The following is an 18,693-nucleotide window of genomic DNA, read 5'->3' as shown; positions in this document are numbered from 1 at the left end:
CACCCCGAATTTTGGGTCATGTCCCGCATTGTCGACCACCCGAACCGCGGTGCCGCATGACGTGTCACGAGGTAGTGGAAACGTGCCCGAACCGTTACCCCACCTGGCCGAACCCGACGCCGACGGCCCAACGGCCGCACGCTCAGCCGGTCTGCGCGTGAGGTCTCTACTGGCCGGCGTTGTGGGCCAGATCGATGGCGTACTGGCTAACGAACCGACCCGCCTGAGGCTCCCCGCGACCGCAGGTTCCGTCCGATTCCCCGGGACGTTTGATCCACAGGTAAGCGTCGGCGTGCGCGCCCGCGGTCGCCGTGGTGGGCGGTGCGCCCAGGGCGCGGCCGCTGGGGTTACACCAGTTGAGCGGGGCGTCGGGCGCGGGTCCGGCGCCGTTGCGCGACGTGTCGATCACGTAATGCGAACCGTTCGTGAGCCCCGAAATCGCCTCGCCATAGCCGATTTCCTCATCGGTGGTGTAGAAGTTCGAGACGTTGAGGCTAAACCCGCGCGCGCGGCCCACACCGACATCGTTGAGCCTGGCGGCCATTGCCTCGGCGCTCAGCCAGCGCGAATGCCCCGCATCGACGTACACGGCAGCGGCCGGGTCGCGGGTCAGCGTGTCGACGGCGTAGCGCACCAAGTCGAAACGTTCCTGGCGCTGGTCAGGCGACAGGCAGTCGGCCATGGCCAGCGCATCGGGTTCGACGATGATCGTCGCCGGCGATGAGCCCAGGCCGGATGCGACAGCGTCGATCCACCCGCGGTAATCAGTGCCCGTCGCGAACCCACCGGATGCGTAGCTACCGCAGTCGCGATGGGGGATTCCATACAGCGTCAGAACCGGCATGGCGCCGGCCGCCTGCGCCGCTCCGGTGTACCTGGCAACCGTGCCGCCGACGGTCGCCGGCGGGAATGCCTGGTCGAGCCAGTAGGACTGCGGGGTGTTGGCGACGGAGGTCAGCTCGGCGTTCGGCGGGTTGGCGTTGCGCGCGGCGACCATGGCCGCCGAGGCGGGATCGACGTAGAAGGGCTTTCCGGCCAGCGGGTTTGCCGCATCGACCAGGATCAACGCCGGGGCCCGAACGACCCGCACCGGGTCCGCGATAACACCGATGGAAGCAACGGCTGCAACCCCCAGGAGGGGGACTATCCACCGCGCGACCGAACCAATAGCTGATGACATCACCCGAGCAAAATAATGCCGCAATTCGACAAACGCCAAATGCCGACGACAGGTGGCGGGCGCTGGCCGTGTCCAAGGCCGGCGCCCGGGCAGAGTCCCGCGCCATCGCTGCCCAGTCCGACGCGTCATATACAATCGCCACGGCGGCTGTGCCTTCCCGAGTCAGTGCCTCGTCCTGGTACGTCGATGCCGGCACGGCATCAACCGAACAGGATTTCAGGCTGTTCTCGGGAATGTCTGCCCACTACGACTCATTGCCGCGGCTCATCCGCAAGCGCTGACCATCGCTTGGAGTCCGCCGAGTCGATTCAACGTTTGACGGAGTTTGAAATGAAGTTGAAGTTTGCTCGCCTGAGTACTGCGATACTGGGTTGTGCAGCGGCGCTTGTGTTTCCTGCCTCGGTTGCCAGCGCAGATCCACCTGACCCGCATCAGCCGGACATGACGAAAGGCTATTGCCCGGGTGGCCGATGGGGTTTTGGCGACTTGGCCGTGTGCGACGGCGAGAAGTACCCCGACGGCTCGTTTTGGCACCAGTGGATGCAAACGTGGTTTACCGGCCCACAGTTTTACTTCGATTGTGTCAGCGGCGGTGAGCCCCTCCCCGGCCCGCCGCCACCGGGTGGTTGCGGTGGGGCAATTCCGTCCGAGCAGCCCAACGCTCCCTGACGGCTGGGCGTCGGCGCACATCCTTAACGACGAGCCGGTCGCTTTCAGGCAGTCATAAGAATGCGGTCGAGGGCAACACCGATGCGATCGTCGCTGTAGATCCGACCCTTGCGTTTTGTCCACTTTCGGACCGCGGCCGCTGCCGTGGCTGGTTCCTTGGCGCCCTCACGTGTGGCCACCCAATGCGTACTGGCGAGCAGCTCAACCCCGTATGGGCCTTCAAAGCCTTCGATGACGCGCAACACCGTGTCGACTGCGGCGCTCACCCGGTCAGCTGCCGCATCGGTGGCCAGATAGTCCGTTATGGCGTCAGTTCCCTTAGTAGTCAACGAGATCGGTTGGTTCGCAAGAACTCTTGCGGTGCCGTCACCCAGGCCGACTGTGAATGCGCCCTCCATTCCTTGCAGTAAGTGACGGACACGTTCGCTGTATGGCCCGTATCGGCCGGGCGTGAAATCTAGCGCAAGATCGGGATCGGCCTCGTTGGCGAAGTACATGAGCTTCTGAATCTCCAGATGCGAGATCCCTGCAGGGTCTTCCCACGGCTCCATCGCGCGGCGCTGCTGGAGATATCGCCGCATCGCTTCGAGTATGACGGCGCGCCCCCAGGTCATCCGAAGTCCTTCGACGCCCTCGATGGCGCGAGATCCACCTGATGGGGGGTAGATCACGGCGTCAACGTCGGGCAGCTGCTGGAATGCTGATACGAGCCGTTGCTCGACATCTTCCCAATCCAGACCTCCGTTGCCCACCCCCAGCGGGGGAACTGCCACAGAAGCAATGTTGAGTTCACGGATCACGCGGATGAGATCAATGAGGCCGGCGTCGATATAGGCCAGCTTCGACGGTGCACGCCAGTGTTTCTTGGTGGGGAAGTTGATGATGTGTTTCGGTCCGTCGAGCTGTCCGGTGTCGACGACGAACATCTTGCCGATGGTAACTTCGCCGCGTTTGCACGCCTTTTCGTAGGCGGTGAACATCTCGGGGTAGCGGCGTTTGAACTGCAGCGCAATTCCCTTGCCCATCACCCCAACACAGTTGACGGTGTTGACGAGCGCTTCGGTGTCAGCCCGAAGGAGGTCGCCAGAGCCGTACGTGATCATATGGCCTCCTCCTTCCTTAGTAGTACATGCCGGGCTTGATGACATACTTTCGCACCCCACCGACAGGATCGAGCAGAGTTCGTACCCGTGTCATCGTCTCGGTGTTATAGCAACACACGTAGCTGACCAGCTCGAACGGGACATGGCCGTATACCAGGATCTCGGCGGCGCGGCGGCTCTGGCGGTTGGGGTCGTCATCGGTGTTGTGCCATTGCCGCTGGCAGAGCAGGTCAAAGTCGACGAAGGTGCCGAGCGTGTCGACCTGGCGGCTGAACTTGGTGTAGCTGGCTGCAGCATTGCCGTCACTGGCGCACCACGTCAGATCCGCGTCTATGATGTCGCCAAGCGCCACCCCGAGGTGCACCAGCGGGCCGGCACCGCCGGAGTAGCCGGAGTGGCCCTTGCATACGACGTAGAGCATGGGCGACCGCGCCGCAATGTAGAACGGCACATGATCGCTTGCCATCGACGCCGGGTACCTGCTGTCGGGGGCGACGACTTTGTGGCGGCGCAACTCCTTGACTGGGTTATATGCCACCTCGGTCGTCGGGGTGACTGCTGAATCGGCCAGCAGACGGCCAGCGGTGATGATCCCAGGGAGATTGTCGGCATGGGTGAAGTGCCAAACGATCCAGTCATGGGGACGCTTCCGGTCGGGACCACCGCTACGGGCGACAAACCCCGACTCAGGCTTGTATCTGGTGATCATGCATTAGTCCCACTGGTTCGACGTCCTGTCGCCCTGATCTGACTCATCTCACGCATCAACCACGACGCGTGTTGCTCGGGGACTTCAACGCCGCCGCGGATGCGTGGACCGGTCCGCCCTGATGGCCCCATCATTCGTGAGATTCGGCCACGCTCCGTGAGACCCCACACATCCGCATGTCACCGAGCCATGTTGGCGAAGCGTGACAGGTGCAGTTGATGCGCTACGGTGACCGTCTTCGTCGGACCGTTGCGGTGTTTGGCGAGAATGAAATCCGCTTCTCCCCCACGTGGATCGTCGCGGTCAAAGGCGTCGGGTCGATGCAGCAGGATGACAACGTCGGCATCTTGTTCCAGCGAATTGTGCAAACTAATGCCATTGGCGACGAAATTGTGTGTGCCGCTTACAGTCCCATCGAAAACATGTTGATCTCCAATGCTGGTGATCTCCACGACGGTGTCCCAGTACGCGTCGCCTCTCGCCAGCTCATGGATCGCTCGATCTTCGATCCGCGCCTCCGCGCGATGCGGCCTTGACCGGCTCGGGGAATGCTTCCACATCGTCGGTTCGTGGAGCTGGATGTCCATCATCTGTTTGGCGGACAGTCGGTTGCGGACTTGCGCCCATACTTTTTTCGGCGCGCTGTCCAGGTTCGGGTTGCGAACCGGTCCTTTGAGCTGACGCAGCATCTCTTGGGCCGCCACCGCTTCGGCGCCGTGAACGCCGACGTGACGAAGGAACCTGACCTGATCCTTCGCGCCATGAATGTGCAGCCGCCACGAATCGTGGCCGCCCAACTTTGGGGCGTGTGTGATCCAGGAAAAAATCCCAACCCGAAGCAGCAATTGAGCCACATCGTCGATGAGACGCCTACTGGTTGAGCCGTAGTAGACCCGGCCTTGACCATTCGTGGGATCCCACCGAACAGAGCCACCAGCGCTCCACAGATGCCGCAGAAACAACGCCACCTGGTCATTGGGGGCGCGAAATACAGCCTCCGGTACGCATTTTTCGTGGCTGCGTTTCGTGAATAGCCCTAGGCCAGCCAGCCACGCCGCAATCGGCGTGCACCGCCCGCGCGGTAGTCGTTGCCGCGCCGGGCGCAACGACGGCACTCGAGCTGCGAGGTAGTCGTCGCGGATCGCAGCCCTATCCGAGTGCGCCGCCGAGACCGTCACCGCGGCCAGGTTCGCCTCATCCACCGGCTCGTAGCGGATCGGCTGGTTCTTCAGGCACGACCCGTCACCGATCATGCGAGCCAGCGAAATGAGCTCAGACTCGGGCATCCGCTGAGTGTCGATGGGCTCAGGTACCCGGCGCGGTGCTGCGATCCGGTCACCAACCTTCAACTGCGCCAAGGGAGTCCAGCCTTCGAACTTCATAAAGGGGTGGCTGCCGGTGGCCTCGACTTCGCGTCCGGAAGCCAGCCGAAGCCGAAACACTTCCTTGCGCCCGCTCGGGAACACGTTGATCATCGGCCGGGCCACCATGCGCAGCCGCTCGTCCAGCGACCACACCATGGGACGTTCACCGCTTCGCATGAGCTCACCGAAGGCGACCTCAGCGCCGGTATCGGCGCGCAAGATTCTGGTGGACGCGGTCAGGCAGCCCGATTCCCTGAGGTCGGCCAGCATCGGTTTCTTATCGGTACGCTGCTCGGGCCCACGGTTGAGCTGGCTGATCGCGACCACGGGAACCTCAAGCTCTTTTGCCAACAGCTTCAGATGCCGCGAGAACTCCGACACCTCCACCTGCCGTGATTCATACTTCTTGCCCGAGGTCATCAGTTGCAGGTAGTCGACCACGATCAACTTCAGGTTGGCCTTTTGCCGCAGGCGGCGCGCCTTGGCACGGATCTCCATCATGGTCAGGTTGGGCGAGTCGTCGATAAACAGTGGCGCTTCGCTGATTTCGCTCATCCGCCGCGCCAGCCGGGTCCAGTCGTCATCGCTCATCCGGCCCGAACGCATGTCGGAGAGCTTGATTTTGGCCTCCGCCGACAGCAGTCGCATGACAATCTCGGACTTGCTCATCTCCAGCGAGAAGATGACGCTGGCCATCCGATGCCTGATCGAGCATGACCGCATGAAGTCCAGCCCAAGGGTGGACTTTCCCACGCCCGGGCGCGCCGCCACGATGACCATCTGCCCCGGATGCAGGCCGTTGGTGACCTCGTCGAGTTCGGTGAAGCCGGTAGCCACCCCGCGCGCCAGGCCGCCACTGGAAGCGATGGCATCGATCTCGTCCATCGTCGGTTGCAGCAGGTCCTCAAGCGCCACAAAGTCTTCCGACAGCCGCCGATCCGCGACGTCGTAGATTTCGGCCTGCGCGCGATCGACCACCTCGGCCACATCCGCGCCTTCGGCGCCGGCATAGCCGTACTGCACCACCCGGGTTCCGGCCTCTACCAGCCGGCGCAGCAGCGCCTTTTCGGCAACGATGCTCGCGTAGTAGCCCGCGTTGGCGGCCGTCGGCACCGTCGAGATCAGGGTGTGCAGGTAGGGAGCACCGCCGATGCGGCGCAGCAGCCCACGGCGATCCAGTTCGGCGGCCACCGTCACCGCATCAGCCGGTTCTCCCCGCCCATACAGGTCCAAAATGGCGTCGTAGACGTTCTGATGCGCCGGACGATAAAAATCGCCGGGCCGTAGCCGTTCCAGTACATCGGCGATGGCGTCCTTGCTCAGCAACATCCCGCCCAGCACGGACTGCTCGGCGGCGAGATCCTGCGGTGGTTGACGGCCGTAATCTTCACTGGGCGGTGAGGAGTCCATGCCGGGCGCTAGGTCATCAACGACCGCCATGGGCTCTCACCTCCTCCGACACAAGCACCCGAACGCATATTCGACAACCTATCCAGAGCGTAAGTCGCCGCACCGACACCACCGCCCAAGTCACCCACATCGCCTAGCGCCGGGAAGACGCTAAACGTTGCTGGCAAGTACTCCAAGGGGCCACTGTTTATGGAGCTGTGCATCGCATGTGCATATCCGTCGACGTCTGTGTTGAGCGGGGTGTGGAGAACCTGTGGATCAATACGGCCCGTTACGACATCACTGCTGTTAACGGCCATACAACGCGACGCCGTTTGTGTGGACAAGAATCTCTTCGGCGTGTCGAGCCAGGTTACCGCGCCGGGCGTGTTGGCTTTCAGACACATTTTCCTGACGTTAAGGCCCGGTGAAGACACCCGCCCGCAAACGCCGGCCGAATAGTTCGCCAGCATCACCGCACCGGACCGTGCGGTGGACACCCAGGGCATGGCGAAACCCCGGCGGCGGCCGACCGCGGTCACCACCGGCATGCGCAAACTGTTGTGGCCTCAGCTCGCCTTAGCTCTGCGCCACGACGTCCAGCGATACCTCGACATCGATTTCCGGGTGCAGGTGCACCGACACAAAATGCGTGCCCACGGCCTTGATGTGCGTCTTGGGCAGCCGAACGATCCGCTTATCGAGGTTTGGTCCACCGGCCTTCTTGATGGCAGCAACCACATCTGCGGCGGTCACCGAGCCGAACAACTTCCCAGAATCAGCTGAAGTCTTCACCGGCAGCGCTATCGGGCCGAGCGCCTCGATCGCCGCCTTGATCTCGTTGGCGTGCTCTAGGTCGCGTACGCTTTTGGTTTCGCGGGCCCGGCGGATCTCGTCAGCCTGCTTCTGGGCTCCGCGCGAGGCGACGATCGCCAGGCCGCGCGGGAGCAGAAAGTTACGGCCATACCCGTCCTTGACCTCGACAGTGTCGCCGATGGACCCGAGGTGATCGACATCGGCCGTGAGAATGAGCTTCATGGTATTTTGCACTCTCCGTTGGACATTCGGCGCTACCGCACCGAAGACGTAAAGGGCAGCAGCGCCACCTCGCGGGCGTTCTTCACCGCGAGCGCGATGTCTCGCTGGTGCTGCACGCAGTTGCCCGTGACCCGACGCGCGCGGATCTTGCCGCGCTCGCTGATGTAGGTGCGCAACAGCGCGGTGTCCTTGTAGTCGATCGCTTGGTCCTTCTTCGCGCAGAACACGCATTTACGCGTCTTGACCGGCTTTTCCGGAGCCGGGCGCCGCTTGCTGGACTTGGCCATGAGTGTCTATCTTTCCGTTTCTTGATTTGCAGTTCTTGGGGTCAGAATGGCGGTTCGTCATCGCCGCCGCCGAACGAACCCGACGCCGGTGCGCTGCCCCACGGGTCATCTCCCGAGGCGCTGCTGGTCTGCGCCGGCGCCGGACGGGATCCGCTGCCAAACCCGCCGCTGCGGCTGGCCTTGTTGACCTTGGCGGTGGCGTACCGAAGCGAAGGCCCAATCTCATCGACCTCGACCTCGATGACGGTGCGCTTCTCGCCCTCACGGGTTTCAAACGACCGCTGCTTAAGCCGCCCGCTAACGATGACTCGTGCCCCCCGGGTGAGGCTCTCGGCCACGTTCTCGGCCGCCTCCCGCCAGATATTGCACCGGAGGAACAGCGCTTCGCCGTCTTTCCATTCGCCGGTCTGACGGTCATAGATCCGGGGCGTTGACGCCACGGTGAAATTCGCCACGGCCGCACCGGACGGGGTGAACCGCAGCTCGGGGTCAGCGGTCAGATTTCCGACGATGGTGATGGTGGTGTCACCAGCCACAATTTCCTCCTGCGTCCGCCTGGGTTCGGCGGCTGGTCGTGTTCTTCTTCGCCGAGCCTACGTAACCGCACCGACAGCGAACAGCCAGTGCCTGGCAGGCCGATTAGTGCTTGTCGGTGCGCATTACCTTGGTGCGCAACACCGACTCGTTGAGGCTGAGCTGGCGGTCGAGTTCGGACACCGTCGCCGGGGCGGCTTTCACGTCGATCACCACGTAGATGCCTTCGGCATGCTTGGCGATCTCGTACGCCAGCCGACGCTTGCCCCAGATGTCCACCTTTTCGACTTTTCCGCCGTCCTTACGGACGACGTTGAGGAACGTCTCCAAGGACGGGGCTACGGTGCGTTCGTCGAGGGTCGGGTCGAGGATGACCATGATTTCGTATGGACGCATAGGAACCTCATCACCTCCTGTGGTCGTGTGCGGCCACGGTCGATCCGTGGCAGGAGGGTCGCCTGCGTCGGCAACTCGCCCAGGCTACACGAGAGCCCTCGACTGCGAAAATGCCGACCAGGCACCACCGCACTCCAGGCTTAACCCGGTGCGACGATCCGCGGCGTGTCGTGTGCGCAATGTCAGTGTCGCGAACGGCGAGGCCTATCGCGAACAGATCACAAACGATGCTGATAGAACTCCAACGCGAGCCGATGGGTAGCCGGCGAGGCCTTGGCCAGGGAGCCGGCATCCACCGGTGGCTGCGGGTCATACTCGATCATCAGCTGGCTCGCTTCGGCGGCTTCCCGGCTGACCAAAAGCTCCACCAGCCGCAATCCCATGTCGATCCCGCTCGACACCCCGGCGGCGGTGATGACCCGCTCTGGCAGATGCTCGACGACACGCTGGGGGACGTATCGGGCGCCCAGCGAGTTGAACAGATCCTGTACTCGCCAATGCGTGGTCGCGGTCAAGCCGTTGAGCAGTCCGGCAGCCGCCAACACCAGCCCGCCGGTGCACACCGAGGTGGTGAGTAGGGTGTGCCGGTGCGCTTCGCGCACCCAGTCGAGCACGGTCTGGTCGTGGATCAGGGTCCGAGTTCCGATGCCGCCCGGAAAGATCACCACATCGGGCCGGGTTAGCTCGTCGAATGCCGCGTCACACAGCAGACCCAGCATGGCGTTGTCGCTGCGAACCTCCCCGCGGCGGTGGCCGACGAACACGACGTCGAACGACGGCACCCGCTGCAGCACCTCGTAGGGGCCAACCGCGTCAAGCGCGGTGTTGCCCGGAAAAAGTGCGATCGCGACCTGCATCGGGCGTCCTCTCTCGCGCATGCTCGTCGCCCAGCCGGGGACGCAGCCACGACGGTAGCCGACCTGGCGGGGCGTCGGCGGCGTTGGCAAAGACCCCTCCCACCGGGTCGTCGACTCCCCCACAAGCCGGCAGTGCCCCTGGCCCGCCGGTACGCACGAGGTCGCGCCCGGGGCGGTAGATCTGCCAGACCACCAGTCCGCACAGCACCATCACGGCGATGTCACGCAGCAACACCGTCGTGGTGAACCACTGCTCGGGCAGCGAGCGGCTCGGGTTGCCGTATAGGTAGTACATCCGCGGCACCCACACCAACGCGTCGATCGTCATCCACGCCAGCAAGATCCGGCGGTGCGGCAAAGCCAGCACGGCCAGCGGCACCAGCCAAAGCGAGAACTGGGGACTCCACACCTTGTTGACCAACAGGAAGCTGGCCACCGTCAAGAAAGTCAGCTGCGCCACGCGCGGCCGGTGGGGTGCGGTGAGCGCGATGTAAGCAATTGCCGCACAACATAACACGAACAAGAGCGTGACAACCGTGTTCAGCACCAGCGGCGGCTCCCAGAAGCCCAGGGTGGGGTCGAAGCCACGCCAGCCGGTGAACGACTTGACGACGTTGTACAACGAGTCCATGTCGTCGCCGCGCCGGGTGTTGAGCCGGAAGAACTCCGACCAGCCGCGCGGAAAGAGCAGCATCACCGGCAGATTCACCAACAACCAGGTCGCCGCCGCGGCCGCCATGGTGCGGGCCAGAGCATTCAGGCGACCGGCCCGGATGCCCAGCAGCAACAACGGGTACAAGAACAACAGCGGATACAGTTTCGCCGCGGAGCCCAACCCGATCAGCACACCGGCAAGCACCGGTCTGCGCCGCGCCCAGGCCAGCAGCCCACTCGTCGCCAAACCCGTTGCCAGCGCATCGAAATTGGTGAATATCTGAAAGATCACCAGCGGTGAGGCGGCCACCAGCGCCGCATCCCATATCCGGCGGCCGGCCAGGCCCGAGGTCGCCCAGACGGTTGTCAGCCACGCCAGCGCCAAACCGAACGCGGCGACGTTGAAGAACATCACCACTTCGGCAACCACCGGGAGGGGAGCCACCTTGCTTAACGCGGTGTAGGTCTTGGCTATCGCCATCGACAGGTACTGATAGATCCCAGTCAGCACCGGATACTCCATATAGCGCACCGCGATCTGTCCGTCGTAGCGCAGCTGCGGTGTGCCGTTGCTGTCGGTTTCGATCCAGCTTGATTTGTACGGAAACTTGCCTTGGCTCAATAACTCAGCGCCATAGAGCGGCACCGTATCGGAGTAGCACAACTGGTAGTAAGCACGCTGGTTATCCCAGTTGGCCACCCGCTGATCACCTGGACCGGTTCCGGTGGACTGCAAGCAGGCCGCTTTCGTCGACCAACCGAGCGCCAGGAACACCAACGCGATTGCAAACATCACCCGCAGCGGGGTCATCAGCCGGGTGCGGCCGATCAGCGCGTGCCGGCCTACCGGGCCACCGACGACATTCGCCAGAGCGGCACCCAATACGTCGGTGCGGCTGGGGCAATCGCGGTTATCGGCGCTCCGCAGATCGGCGGCCAAAGGAAGTGGCGAGATGTTGCTGCTTTGGGACAGCGCGCCGGTCACGGCGGCGGCGTGGGAGTCGCAGCGGGCGGGGCCGGGGGCGGTGGCGCCAGGGTAATGGTGGTCGGGGGACCGATCGGGATGGTAATCCCCGGCGCAATTTCGACCGTGGGCTGGATGACGGTCTCCGAAGGTGGTACCTCCGGCGGCGGCGGCGGCGGCGGCACACCGGCATAACCACCGACCTCGGTCGGTTTGGGGAAAGTCTCGTTCGACGTGCCCTTCAAGGCGCCGTCCATGGTTGCCTTCCAGATGTCCGACGGCAGGCCCGAGCCGTAAATCGCTGCACCCGAAGCGGTTACCAGTGGCTCGTCACCCTTGACGGTGCCCACCCACACAGCCGTAGACAACGACGGCGTGTACCCGACCATCCAGGCGTCTTTGTTCGCGGTGGTGTCACCAAATTGCGTAGTGCCGGTCTTGGCCGCCGAATCCCGCCCACCCGCTAGGTTGTGGCCACGCGAATAACCTGCGATCGGCTCCATCGCCGCAGTCACGTTGTCGGCTACCGCCTTGGGGATGCGCTGATCGCCGGTGTTGTCCGCGGTGCTGGCGTCGAAGAGGACCTGGCCGTTGGCACTGACCACCTTCTGTACGAAATGCGGCGGGTGGTAGATACCGGACGCGGCCAACGTGGCATACGCCGATGCCATGTCGATCACCCGGGTTTGGTACTGGCCCAACACGATCCCGTTGTTGGGCGGTCCACCCTTGCCATCTTCGGACAGCGTGTGCGCAACGCCCGGGAAGCTGGAGGCAATGCCGGCTTGGTGCGCGGCATCGGCCACAGCCTGTGGGCCGCCGTTGAGCTTGAGCATCAGCCGGTAGTAGGAGGTGTTCAGCGACATTTTGAGCGCCTCGGCGATGTTGCACGTCCCGCAACCCTCGCCCTCGACGTTGGTGATCTTGATGCCGTCGACCGTCAACGGAGAGCTGTCTACCTGGTAGCCCAGGCCGATCCCCTGCTCAAGGGCGGCCACCAGAGCAAACACCTTAAACGACGATCCAGTCTGCAATCCCGCTTGAGCGAAGTCAAAGCCATTGGCATTGTCGCCACCGTAGTACGCACGCACCGCCCCGTTGTGCGGGTCGATGGAAACCACGGCGGCACGCATGTCGGGGTCCTGCCCGTCCAGGTATTTCGCAACCGCCTTCTCCGCCGCCCGTTGGGCCTGCGGATCAATCGTGGTGGTGACCACCAGCCCCTGGGTGTTGAGGGTCTGCTCGTCGATGTTGAACAGCTCGAGCAACTCCCTTGTCACCTGCCGCTCGATCAGCCCGTTGGGTCCTTTGGTCTGATTCTCTGCCCGGGCCAGATCGGGCGGCACTGTCTCGGGAAACACCTGCGCCGCACGGTCATTCGGCGAGAGAGCCTTGGTTTCCACCATGCCGTCGAGTACCCAATTCCAGCGGGCATGGGCCCCTTCGGGGTCGACCGCCGGGTCCAGCGTCGAAGGCCGCCGAATCAGCGCTGCCAACAACGCCCCTTCGGCAACGGTCAGCTGCTCGACGGGCTTGTCGAAATAAGCCTTGGACGCCGCCGAAATGCCGTAGGCGCCCCGGCCGAAGTAGATGATGTTCAGATACGCCTGCAGCACATCGTCTTTAGACCACTCCCCCGACATCTTCGTCGCGATGACCAATTCTTTCGCCTTGCGCATCAGACCGCTCCACCCGTGCTGTGCGGAACCGACCAGCGCGTTCTTGACGTACTGCTGGGTAATCGTCGATCCGCCCTGCAGATCGCCGCCGAACAGGTTGTTCTTGACTGCCCGCGCGAAGCCGGTGAACGAGAATCCCGGATTCGAATAGAAATTGCGGTCTTCGGCCGCAATCACCGCCTGGCGCACATGCATCGGCACCTGGCTGAGGTTGACGTCGACCCGATTACCTTCGGGCGGAACAATTTTGGCGATTTCCGAGCCGTCGCTGGCAAGGATCGTGGAGACCTGGTTGGTACGGATGTCACCTGGCTTGGGAACGTCGACGATCAGGTAGGCCATCGTGAAGGTGACCATCGGCAACAGGATCACCACCGCCGCGGTGAGGTACAGCGAACGCCGTATCCATTTCCAGTTGATCTGGCCGACCCGGGGCAAGTCCACCCTCGGTTGGGGCAGCCGGCCGGCAGGCTGTCCGGACGAACCGGGGGGCCCGGGCGGCCCCGGTGGGCGACGTCTGCCACCAAGCTGATCCCCCCGCGGCGGTTTACCGGGCGGGGCGGCCAACGCGGCCGTGACCTCCTCGAGCGGGTCGCGCGGCGGGGGCATCGGCGGCGCGCCGTCGAGCGCGGCCTTGACCGCCTCGATGGAGTCCGCGTGCGGAGCCGATCGGTCATCGGTCACCGGCGGGAGGATCGCGGTCAGTCTGTCGTCGGGTGGAACCTGACCACGCTGGCCGGGATTCGCCGGCCCGCGCGGGGCGCCGCTGGACGACTGATGGTGACGCCCGTCGCTATTCACTGGCCGTGCGGGCCCCGTTGCGCGCCGTCCGCGTCCCGCCAGACCCCCTAGGGGGGCGTGCCGGACGTGCGGCGCCCAGGACGTATGACTTGACCAGATGATTCCAACTGCAGGTTCGACATACCTCCACCACGTGGACCGCGAACTCGGAGAACCGGGTCGCCAGCAGGATCAGTTCTTCGGCGGTGCGCGCGGACCCTGATACCGCACCGAGGTGCTCGCCGAACACCCACGACACCAGTGTGAGCTGCTCCTTGCGGCAGATCGGGCAGATGACCCGGCTGGGCTTCCCATGAAACTTTGCGGCGCGCAGCAGGTAGGGGTTGGCGTCGCACACCTCCGACACACCGGTGCGTCCCGAATACACCTCGGCCAGCAGGGAGCGTCGCCGTAGCGTGTAGTCCACTACCTGTCGCTGCAGTCGCACGCTGACCAGAGTACGACGCCATCCACACCACCGATACGCAACCGGCGCCGTTGTTGCGCGGGTACGGCGGGATCGAGTTCAGATTCCCAGCCAGACTCCTACTATCGTCCCTGTGGCGAAGTGGCTGGGCGCACCCCTTGCGCGCGGAGTATCGACGGCAACCCGCGCCAAAGACAGCGACCGGCAGGACGCCTGCCGGATTCTCGACGACGCCCTGCGTGACGGCGAGCTCTCGATGGAGGAACACCGGGAGCGCGTCAGCGCAGCTACCAAGGCTGTGACCCTAGGTGACCTGCAGCGTCTGGTGGCCGACCTGCAGGTCGAGAGCGCACCCGCACAAATGCCCGCGCTCAAATCGCGGGCGAAACGCACCGAGTTGGGCTTGCTGGCCGCTGCGTTTGTCGCATCGGTGCTGCTGGGCGTCGGCATCGGCTGGGGCGTGTACGGCAACACCCGCTCTCCGCTGGACTTCACCTCGGATCCCGGAGCAAAGCCCGACGGGATCGCCCCCGTGGTGCTGACCCCGCCCAGGCAGCTGCATTCCCTCGGCGGGCTCACCGGCCTGCTGGAGCAGACCCGCAAGCGGTTCGGCGACACCATGGGCTACCGGCTGGTGATCTACCCGGAGTATGCGTCGCTCGATCGCGTCGACCCGGCGGACGACCGCCGAGTCCTGGCGTATACCTACCGCGGCGGCTGGGGCGATGCGACCAGTTCCGCCAAGAGCATTGCCGACGTGTCCGTGGTTGACCTGAGCAAATTCGATGCGAAGACCGCTGTGGGCATCATGCGCGGCGCCCCGGAAACCCTCGGCCTCAAACAATCCGACGTCAAAAGCATGTACCTGATCGTCGAACCGGTCAAGGACCCCACCACGCCGGCTGCGTTGTCGTTGTCGTTGTATGTCTCTAGCGACTACGGCGGTGGATACCTCGTTTTCGCAGGTGACGGCACCATCAAGCACGTCAGCTACCCGTCTTGACGCGGTGATGTTGTCGCAAATATATCGAGGCGATACGATGACGCGAGGCGTCGAACCGTCGTAACGGCCATTCAAAAGCCATACAAAAGGAGGTGACTCGATGCTGGAGCTCGCCATCCTGGGTCTGTTGATCGAGTCACCGATGCATGGCTACGAGTTGCGCAAGAGGCTGACCGGCCTGCTGGGCGCGTTTCGGGCATTTTCGTACGGTTCGTTATACCCGGCGCTGCGACGCATGCAGGCCGACGGGTTGATCGCCGAGAATGCCGCCCCAGCGGGCACCCCGGTGCGGCGAGCACGACGCGTTTACCAACTGACCGACAAGGGTCGCCGTCGATTCGGCGAGCTGGTGGCCGACACCGGCCCACACAACTACACCGACGACGGTTTCGGGGTGCACCTGGCGTTCTTCAACCGCACCCCGGCCGAAGCGCGGATGCGCATCCTGGAAGGCCGGCGCCGCCAGGTCGAGGAACGCCGGGAAGGCTTGCGCGAGGCGGTGGCGCGGGCCAGCAGTTCCTTCGACCGCTACACCCGCCAATTGCATCAACTCGGGCTCGAGTCCAGCGAGCGCGAGGTCAAGTGGCTCAACGAGCTCATCGCCGCGGAACGGGCAGCACCCAACCCCGCCGAACAGACGTAAACCCAGCACGAACCAACACCCAAGACACCCCAGAGGTTATGAGGTTAGGAGAACGCCTTAATGAGTGAGCACCAGTCGTTACCGGCGCCGGAGGCGTCGACGGAGGTTCGAGTCGCCATTGTCGGCGTCGGCAACTGCGCGTCCTCGCTGGTCCAGGGCGTCGAGTACTACTACAACGCCGACGACACATCGACCGTACCGGGCCTCATGCACGTGCGGTTCGGCCCGTACCACGTTCGCGACGTCAAGTTCGTGGCGGCGTTCGACGTGGACGCCAAGAAGGTCGGCTTCGACCTGTCCGACGCCATCTTCGCCTCGGAGAACAACACCATCAAGATCGCCGATGTGGCGCCGACCAACGTGATCGTGCAGCGCGGGCCTACCCTCGATGGCATCGGCAAGTACTACGCCGACACCATCGAACTCTCCGACGCGGAGCCCGTCGACGTCGTCCAGGCGCTCAAGGAGGCCAAGGTCGACGTGCTGGTCTCCTATTTGCCGGTGGGCTCGGAGGAAGCCGACAAGTTCTACGCCCAGTGTGCTATCGACGCCGGGGTGGCGTTCGTCAACGCGCTGCCGGTGTTCATCGCCTCCGACCCGGTGTGGGCCAAGAAGTTCACCGACGCCAGGGTACCCATCGTCGGTGATGACATCAAGAGCCAGGTCGGCGCGACGATCACCCACCGGGTGCTGGCCAAGCTGTTCGAGGACCGCGGCGTGCAGCTCGACCGCACCATGCAGCTCAACGTGGGCGGCAACATGGACTTCCTCAACATGCTCGAACGTGAACGGCTGGAGTCCAAGAAGATCTCCAAGACCCAGGCCGTCACTTCGAATCTGAAGCGCGAGTTCAAGACCAAGGACGTGCACATCGGCCCGTCCGACCACGTCGGATGGCTCGACGATCGCAAATGGGCCTATGTCCGTCTTGAGGGCCGCGCCTTCGGAGATGTGCCGTTGAACCTGGAGTACAAGCTCGAGGTGTGGGACTCGCCAAACTCGGCCGGCGTCATCATCGACGCGGTGCGGGCGGCCAAGATCGCCAAGGACCGCGGCATCGGCGGACCGGTGATCCCGGCGTCGGCCTACCTGATGAAGAGCCCGCCCGAGCAGCTGCCCGACGACATCGCGCGCGCGCAACTCGAAGAGTTCATCATCGGTTAGCGTTGACTCTGCGCTCACCACGCGGGCCACTCGCACAATTGCCTGGTATCCGCAGAGTCAAACGCGGGTAACGTCCGCTGCGTGCTATCTGACGACGAACTGACCGGACTGGACGAGTTTGCCCTGCTGGCTGAGAACGCTGAGCAGGCCGGTGTCAATGGTCCACTGCCTGAAGTCGAGCGGGTCCAAGCGGGAGCCATCAGCGCGCTGCGCTGGGGCGGCTCTGCGCCGCGGGTGATCTTTCTGCACGGCGGCGGACAGAACGCCCATACCTGGGACACCGTGATCGTCGGCCTGGGTGAGCCGGCGCTGGCGGTGGACCTTCCAGGGCACGGCCATTCCGCTTGGCGGGAGGACGGCAATTACTCGCCGCAGCTCAACTCCGAGACCTTGGCGCCGGTGCTACGCGAGCTTGCGCCGGGTGCCGAATTCGTGGTCGGCATGTCGCTGGGCGGGTTGACTGCGATACGGCTGGCCGCGATGGCACCCGACCTGGTCGGCGAACTCGTTCTCGTCGACGTCACCCCGTCGGCATTGCAACGGCACGCCGAGCTGACCGCCGAGCAGCGCGGCACGGTGGCGCTGATGCACGGCGAGCGGGAATTCCCCAGCTTTCAGGCCATGCTGGACCTAACGATCGCCGCGGCCCCGCACCGCGATGTCAAGTCGTTGCGCCGCGGCGTGTTCCACAACTCCCGCCGGCTGGACAACGGCAACTGGGTGTGGCGCTATGACGCGATCCGCACGTTCGGAGATTTCGCAGGGCTCTGGGACGACGTCGACGCCCTGTCCGCGCCGATCACACTCGTGCGCGGCGGCTCGTCGGGCTTCGTCACCGACCAGGACACCGCCGAACTCCACAGGCGTGCAACGCATTTCCGTGGCGTTCACATCGTCGAGAAGTCAGGCCACTCGGTGCAAAGTGACCAACCGCGCGCCCTGATCGAGATCGTGCGCGGGGTGCTCGACACACGCTGAGCCTACGGTGGACCCATGACTTCACTCGTGCGTCCCGATCTCCCCGTTCGTATCGGCGTACAACTGCAGCCGCAGCACGCCCCCCATTACCGCGCCGTCCGAGACGCCGTCCGCCGGTGCGAGGACATCGGTGTGGACATCGCTTTTACCTGGGACCACTTCTTTCCGCTCTACGGCGACCCTGACGGCCCACACTTCGAATGCTGGACCGTCTTGGGAGCCTGGGCCGAGCAAACGTCGCACATCGAAATCGGCGCTCTAGTGACGTGCAACTCCTACCGCAATCCGGAGCTGCTTGCCGACATGGCCCGTACCGTCGACCACATCTCCGGCGGCCGGCTCATCCTGGGTATCGGGTCGGGCTGGAAACAGAAGGACTACGACGAGTACGGCTACCGGTTCGGCACAGCGGGCAGCCGCCTCGACGACCTGGCGGCTGCGCTGCCCCGGATCAAGGCGCGGCTTGGCAAGCTGAACCCGCCGCCGACACGGGACATCCCGGTGCTGATCGGCGGCGGCGGAGAGCGTAAGACCCTGCGACTGGTCGCCGAGTATGCCGATATCTGGCACAGCTTTACCGCCGGGGACAGCTACCTAGCGAAGTCGGCCGTGCTGAGCACGCACTGCTCGACCGTCGGCCGAAACCCAGCGACTATCGAACGCTCCGCCGCGGTCGACGGCGGCGGGCTGATCGCCAGCGCCGAAGCCCTCGCCGGTCTCGGTGTCACGCTGTTGACCGTTGGCTGTGACGGTCCCGACTACGACCTGAGCGCTGCGGCCGCGCTTTGCAGGTGGCGCGATGGCCGGTGAACTCCGGTTGACGTCTGTCAGATCGCGTTACCCCCGGCTTCATCTGGGAAACACCACAACGCAGA

Annotated in this window: 19 protein-coding genes; 6 read left to right on the top strand and 13 right to left on the bottom strand. The window is 64.2% G+C overall.

Annotated features, from left to right (window positions below):
- Positions 1–166: 166 nt before the first annotated feature.
- A complete protein-coding gene (gene celA1, locus Rv0062; RefSeq protein YP_177689.1) occupies positions 167–1,309 on the bottom strand; it encodes a cellulase CelA in 1,143 nt (380 codons plus the stop codon).
- A 201-nt stretch (positions 1,310–1,510) separates the two neighbouring features.
- Here celA1 and Rv0061c point away from each other — a divergent pair, with 201 nt between their 5' ends.
- Positions 1,511–1,849, top strand: a complete 339-nt coding sequence (locus Rv0061c; protein ID YP_007408697.1) for a hypothetical protein — start codon at positions 1,511–1,513, stop codon at positions 1,847–1,849.
- A gap of 44 nt (positions 1,850–1,893) precedes the next feature.
- Here the strand turns inward: Rv0061c and Rv0060 are convergent, their stop codons facing one another.
- The 12 genes from Rv0060 to Rv0049 all read right to left on the bottom strand — a co-directional run bounded on the left by Rv0060 (position 1,894) and on the right by Rv0049 (position 14,030).
- Positions 1,894–2,952: a hypothetical protein gene (locus Rv0060; RefSeq protein ID NP_214574.1), complete on the bottom strand. Its 1,059-nt coding sequence runs from the start codon at positions 2,950–2,952 to the stop codon at positions 1,894–1,896.
- A gap of 16 nt (positions 2,953–2,968) precedes the next feature.
- Positions 2,969–3,661, bottom strand: a complete 693-nt coding sequence (locus Rv0059; RefSeq protein NP_214573.1) for a hypothetical protein — start codon at positions 3,659–3,661, stop codon at positions 2,969–2,971.
- A gap of 179 nt (positions 3,662–3,840) precedes the next feature.
- Positions 3,841–6,465: a replicative DNA helicase gene (gene dnaB, locus Rv0058; RefSeq protein ID NP_214572.1), complete on the bottom strand. Its 2,625-nt coding sequence runs from the start codon at positions 6,463–6,465 to the stop codon at positions 3,841–3,843.
- Entirely contained in the window at positions 6,444–6,965 is a 522-nt protein-coding gene (locus Rv0057) for a hypothetical protein (protein ID NP_214571.1), read from the bottom strand. The genes dnaB and Rv0057 overlap by 22 nt, the downstream gene beginning before the upstream one ends.
- A 28-nt stretch (positions 6,966–6,993) precedes the next feature.
- Positions 6,994–7,452, bottom strand: a complete 459-nt coding sequence (gene rplI / locus Rv0056; RefSeq protein NP_214570.1) for a 50S ribosomal protein L9 — start codon at positions 7,450–7,452, stop codon at positions 6,994–6,996.
- Between the two features lie 32 nt (positions 7,453–7,484).
- On the bottom strand, positions 7,485–7,739 hold the full coding sequence (gene rpsR1 / locus Rv0055) for a 30S ribosomal protein S18 (RefSeq protein YP_177688.1): 255 nt from the start codon (positions 7,737–7,739) through the stop codon (positions 7,485–7,487).
- A 41-nt stretch (positions 7,740–7,780) separates the two neighbouring features.
- A complete protein-coding gene (gene ssb / locus Rv0054; protein ID NP_214568.1) occupies positions 7,781–8,275 on the bottom strand; it encodes a single-strand DNA-binding protein in 495 nt (164 codons plus the stop codon).
- Positions 8,276–8,378: 103 nt separating this feature from the next.
- On the bottom strand, positions 8,379–8,669 hold the full coding sequence (gene rpsF / locus Rv0053) for a 30S ribosomal protein S6 (protein ID NP_214567.1): 291 nt from the start codon (positions 8,667–8,669) through the stop codon (positions 8,379–8,381).
- 218 nt (positions 8,670–8,887) lie between these two features.
- Positions 8,888–9,451 carry a hypothetical protein gene (locus tag Rv0052; RefSeq protein ID NP_214566.3) on the bottom strand — a complete coding sequence of 188 codons (564 nt, stop codon included), beginning with the start codon at positions 9,449–9,451 and terminating at the stop codon, positions 8,888–8,890.
- Positions 9,452–9,482: 31 nt separating this feature from the next.
- Positions 9,483–11,165, bottom strand: a complete 1,683-nt coding sequence (locus tag Rv0051; RefSeq protein NP_214565.1) for a transmembrane protein — start codon at positions 11,163–11,165, stop codon at positions 9,483–9,485.
- Positions 11,162–13,198, bottom strand: coding sequence for a bifunctional penicillin-insensitive transglycosylase/penicillin-sensitive transpeptidase (gene ponA1, locus Rv0050; RefSeq protein YP_177687.1), 2,037 nt, complete (start codon positions 13,196–13,198; stop codon positions 11,162–11,164). The genes Rv0051 and ponA1 overlap by 4 nt, the downstream gene beginning before the upstream one ends.
- Before the next feature lie 418 nt (positions 13,199–13,616).
- Positions 13,617–14,030: a hypothetical protein gene (locus Rv0049; RefSeq protein NP_214563.1), complete on the bottom strand. Its 414-nt coding sequence runs from the start codon at positions 14,028–14,030 to the stop codon at positions 13,617–13,619.
- A gap of 133 nt (positions 14,031–14,163) precedes the next feature.
- Here Rv0049 and Rv0048c point away from each other — a divergent pair, with 133 nt between their 5' ends.
- The 5 genes from Rv0048c to Rv0044c all read left to right on the top strand — a co-directional run bounded on the left by Rv0048c (position 14,164) and on the right by Rv0044c (position 18,628).
- Positions 14,164–15,033 (top strand): membrane protein, encoded by an 870-nt coding sequence (locus Rv0048c; RefSeq protein ID NP_214562.1) that lies wholly within the window; start codon positions 14,164–14,166, stop codon positions 15,031–15,033.
- Positions 15,034–15,133: 100 nt separating this feature from the next.
- Positions 15,134–15,676, top strand: coding sequence for a hypothetical protein (locus tag Rv0047c; RefSeq protein NP_214561.1), 543 nt, complete (start codon positions 15,134–15,136; stop codon positions 15,674–15,676).
- 60 nt (positions 15,677–15,736) lie between these two features.
- Positions 15,737–16,840 carry an inositol-3-phosphate synthase gene (ino1, locus tag Rv0046c; protein ID NP_214560.1) on the top strand — a complete coding sequence of 368 codons (1,104 nt, stop codon included), beginning with the start codon at positions 15,737–15,739 and terminating at the stop codon, positions 16,838–16,840.
- A gap of 81 nt (positions 16,841–16,921) precedes the next feature.
- Entirely contained in the window at positions 16,922–17,818 is an 897-nt protein-coding gene (locus Rv0045c) for a hydrolase (protein NP_214559.1), read from the top strand.
- Between the two features lie 15 nt (positions 17,819–17,833).
- Positions 17,834–18,628 carry an oxidoreductase gene (locus tag Rv0044c; RefSeq protein ID NP_214558.1) on the top strand — a complete coding sequence of 265 codons (795 nt, stop codon included), beginning with the start codon at positions 17,834–17,836 and terminating at the stop codon, positions 18,626–18,628.
- Positions 18,629–18,693 lie beyond the last annotated feature (65 nt).

Source organism: Mycobacterium tuberculosis H37Rv, from assembly GCF_000195955.2.
In the GTDB taxonomy this organism is placed as follows: domain Bacteria; phylum Actinomycetota; class Actinomycetes; order Mycobacteriales; family Mycobacteriaceae; genus Mycobacterium; species Mycobacterium tuberculosis.
The sequence above is the reverse complement of the archived record's forward strand: the minus strand, read 5'-3'. Positions and strand labels throughout refer to the sequence as shown.